This is a genomic window from Prosthecobacter sp. (genome assembly GCF_020439865.1).
In the GTDB taxonomy this organism is placed as follows: Bacteria; Verrucomicrobiota; Verrucomicrobiia; order Verrucomicrobiales; family Verrucomicrobiaceae; genus Prosthecobacter.
In genome coordinates, this window is the sequence record NZ_JAGRPF010000235.1 from 1 (window position 1) to 4,279 (window position 4,279).

Sequence of the window (4,279 nt, forward strand, 5' to 3'; positions counted from 1 at the left end):
GGCATCGACGGCAAGCACGTCGTCTCCTGCGGACGCGACATGAGCGTGAAGCTCACGGAGGTCGCCACGCAGCGTTTCGTGGACAACGTCACCTCCATTACGCCCGGTGCGCTTAAAGGCGGCGTGCAGGTGCTGGCGCGTCATCCGCAGCGCGATGAAGTGCTCATCGGCGGCACGGACGGCGTTCCGCAGATCTACCGCATGCATCGCATCACCGTTCGCAAAATCGGCGACAACGCGAATCTCATCCGCAAATTCCCCGCGATGCAGGGCCGCATCTTCGGCGTCGATTTCGCGCCGGACGGCAAGCGGATCGCCGCCGGTTCCTCGCACGAGGGACTCGGCACGGTGAACATCTACAGCAGCGACTACGACAGCGCGATGCCCGAGGCGGTGAAGAAGATCGTCGAAACCGTGAACGGCAAGGGCAAGGAACTCGACGACTACATCACGAAGGACGTGAAGCAGCTCAGCAGCACGGCGATTCCGTGCGGCATTTTCAGTGTGACCTTCAGCCCCGATGGCAAAACGGTCGCCGCCGCCGGTCAGGACGGCCAGATCCGGCTCATCGATGCCGCGAGCGGCAAGATCGCGAAGGACTTCACCTCCGTGCCGCTCGTGAAGGAGAAGATCCTCGCCGCGAGCGATGTCATTGTGGACGACAGCGTGCGCGTCGAAGTGGCGAAGGACAAGAAGATAGAAACGCTGCACACCGGACCGACGGTCGCTTCGATCGAAGTCGAGCCGACAACGATCAAGATCGGCAAGCCCACCGAATACGCGCAACTTCTCGTCACCGCGAAGATGAGCGACGGCACGCGTGCTGATGTGACCCGCATGGCCAAGATCACCGCTGCGAACGACGGCGTCGTGGACATCTCCGCACGCGGCATGGTGCGTCCGGACAAGGATGGCAGCACCAGCGTGAAGATTTCGTTCCTTGGCAAAACGGCCAACGTGCCGGTGACCGTGGGCGGCATGAATGTGGCGCTGCACCCCGACTACGTGCGCGACATCATGCCCATCATGTCGAAGCTCGGCTGCAACCAAGGCACCTGCCACGGCGCGAAGGATGGCAAAGCGGGCTTCAAGCTCAGCCTGCGTGGTTACGATCCGATTTACGACGTGCTCGCCTTTGCCGACGATCACGCTAGCCGTCGTGCGAACGTCGCTTCGCCAGAGCATTCGCTCATGCTGCTGAAAGCCAGCGGCGCCGTGCCGCATGAAGGCGGCCAGCTCACCGTGCCGGGAGAGCTTTACTACGAGTCACTCAAAGCATGGATCGGCCAGGGCGCGAAGCTCGACATGAAGACGCCACGCGTTACGAGCATCGAGCTCTCGCCAAAGAATCCCGTTATCGAGCGCATCGGCGGCCGTCAGCAGCTCCGCGTCATCGCGCGTTATGCGGACGGCTATGTCAAAGACGTCACCGCCGAGGCTTTCATCGAAAGCGGCAACGGCGACGTGATCGAAGCCGACAAGAAAGGTCTCATGACCAGCCTGCGCCGCGGTGAGGCGCCGATCCTGGCGCGCTTCGAAGGCAGCTACGCCGCCACCACCATCACCGTGATGGGCGACCGCACGGGCTTCGCATGGAAAGAGCCGGAGAAGTGGAACAAGATCGACGAACTCGTCGCGCAAAAGTGGCAGCGCATGAAGATCGAACCCAGCGGCCTGTGCAGCGACGAGGACTTCCTGCGTCGCATCCATCTCGACCTCACCGGTCTGCCGCCGAAGCCCGAGGAAGTCGCCACCTTCCTCGCCGACAAGCGCGACACGCGCACGAAGCGCAGCGACGTGATCGACAAGCTCATCGGCAATCCTGATTTCGTCGAGCATTGGGCCAACAAATGGGCCGACATGCTGCAGGTAAATTCCAAGTTCCTCGGCGTCGAAGGCGCGACCGCATTGCGCACCTGGATCAAGCAGCAGGTGTCCGACAACACGCCTTACGACCGCTTCGCGTATCGCATCATCACCGCCAGCGGATCGAACAAGGACAATCCGCCCGCCGCCTACTTCAAGACGGTGCGCACGCCGGAAGAAATCTCCGAGAACACCACGCATCTCTTCCTCGCCACGCGCTTCAACTGCAACAAGTGCCACGACCATCCCTTCGAGCGCTGGACGATGGACCAGTATTATGAAACCGCGTCCTACTTCGCGCAGGTCGACCTCAAGGGCGATCCGGCCGCCGCAGGCAAGACGATCGGCGGCACGGCAGTTGAAGGCGCGAAGCCGCTGTTCGAAATCGTCAGCGACAAGAAGGACGGCGACGTGATGCACCTGCGCACCAACCAGCCCGTCGCGCCGAAGGTGCCGTTTGAAACTGAGCTCGTCAGCAAGGCCGCGAACACACGCCGCGAAGCCTTTGCCACCTGGATGACCAGTCCGAAGAACGACTACTTCGCCATGAGCTACGCCAACCGCATCTGGGGCTACCTCACCGGCACCGGCGTCATCGAACCGCTGGACGACATCCGCGCCGGCAATCCGCCGAGCAATCCTGAACTGCTGCAATACCTGACGAACGAGTTCATCCAGAGCGGCTTCAACGTGCGCCACCTGATGAAGATCATCGCCAACAGCCGCACCTACAATCTGAGCCTCGCCACCAACAAGTGGAACGAGGACGATCACATCAACTACAGCCATGCCAAGGCGCGTCGTCTGCCCGCCGAAGTGCTGTTTGACAGCGTCTTCGCCGTCACCGGTTCCATGCCGAACATCCCCGGCGTGCCGAAGGGCACCCGCGCCGCCGCTCTCGCCGACGGCCAGATCAAGCTGCAGGACGGCTTCCTCGCCAACTTCGGCAAACCTGCACGTGAATCCGTGTGCGAATGCGAACGCAGCAACGACGTCAATCTCGGCCCCGTCATGGCGCTCATGAGCGGTCCGACCGTCGGCGATGCCATCAGCGATCCGAACAACGCCATCGCGAAGCTCACGAACGAGATCAAAGACGACCGCCAGCTGGTTGATGCAGTCTTTGTGCGCATCCTGAACCGCCACGCTTCCGACAAGGAGATCTCCGCCGCGCTCGAAAGCATGGCCGGGCTCGATTCCGAAAACAAAACGCTCGCTGCCACACTCCAGGCCAAGGAAGTCGAGCAGAAGCCGATCATCGACAAGGCCGAGGCGGATCGTCTTGCCGCCATCGCTGCCGCGAAGAAAGAACTCGAAGCGTACAAGGTGAAGATGGCTCCCGAGGTGAAGAAGCAGGAAGCCGCGCGCGTCGCCGCCATCAAAGCCGCCGAGGGTAAAGTGAAGGCCGCGCAGGACACCGCTCCCGCGAACCAGCCGCGCTGGGAAAACTACCTCGACCTCACCACCGAATGGCATCCGCTCGAAGTTCAGGTCGTGCGTTCGAATGGCGCGGAGAAGCTCGAAGTGCAGCCTGACGGCAGCCTGTTTGCCACCGCTCTGCCGGATGGGCGTGTCGCGCCGGGCAACTATCAGCTTCGCTGCAAAACTCCGCTCGCCAGCATCACCGCGATCAAGCTCGAGATGATTCCTGACGACCGCCTGCCGAGCAACGGCCCGGGTCTCGCCCCGGATGGCAATTTCGTGCTCGGTGAATTCACCGTCCGTGCTGATCCGATCGACGCCAAACGCAGCAAGCGTGGCGGCGAGGAGCAGACGCTCAAGAATCCGAAGGCCGACTTCGAGCAGACCAGCTTCCCCGTCACCGAAGCTCTCAAGAAGGGCAACCGCGACCGCGGCTGGGCAGTCAGCCCCGAAGGCGGTTTCCGCCACGAGGCCACCTTCGAATTCGCCAAGCCGGTCAGCTATGAAGGTGGTGCGCAGCTCACCGTGCAGATGACCTCCGCTTTCCAAGGCGGCAAATACGTCCCAGGCCGCTTCCGTCTGTGGGTCACCGGCAGTCCCACCGTGCGCTTCGGTGTGCCCAAGGCCGTCGCCGATGCGGTGAAGGCTGCCAAACGCACGCCAGAGCAGACGAAGCTCCTCACCGAGCACTTCCTCAACCAGTTCCGCGACTACCAGGCCCAGAAGAAGATCCTCGCCAACGCGAAAAAGCCGCTGCCTGCCGATCCGCAGCTCATCGCCCTCGAAACGAAGCACACCGACTCGCAGAAACCGATCCTGATCGACCCCAAACTCCTGCAACTCCGCCGCGACGCCGACCTGAGCCAGAAACAGCTCAGCAACAAGCGCCTCACCGCCGCGCAGGACCTCGCCTGGGCCCTCATCAACTCACCGGCGTTCTTGTTTAATCATTGATTGGCGTGTCACGCGATGCTGGTTGATTCGTATCGAC

At 62.2% G+C, this 4,279-nt stretch carries 1 protein-coding gene; it reads left to right on the top strand.

Annotation, left to right across the window (positions count from 1 at the left end; all coding sequences use genetic code 11):
- On the top strand, positions 1 to 4,242 hold a 4,242-nt coding region (locus KDL09_RS24805; protein ID WP_294391510.1), incomplete at its 5' end, for a DUF1549 domain-containing protein.
- Positions 4,243 to 4,279: the final 37 nt, after the last annotated feature.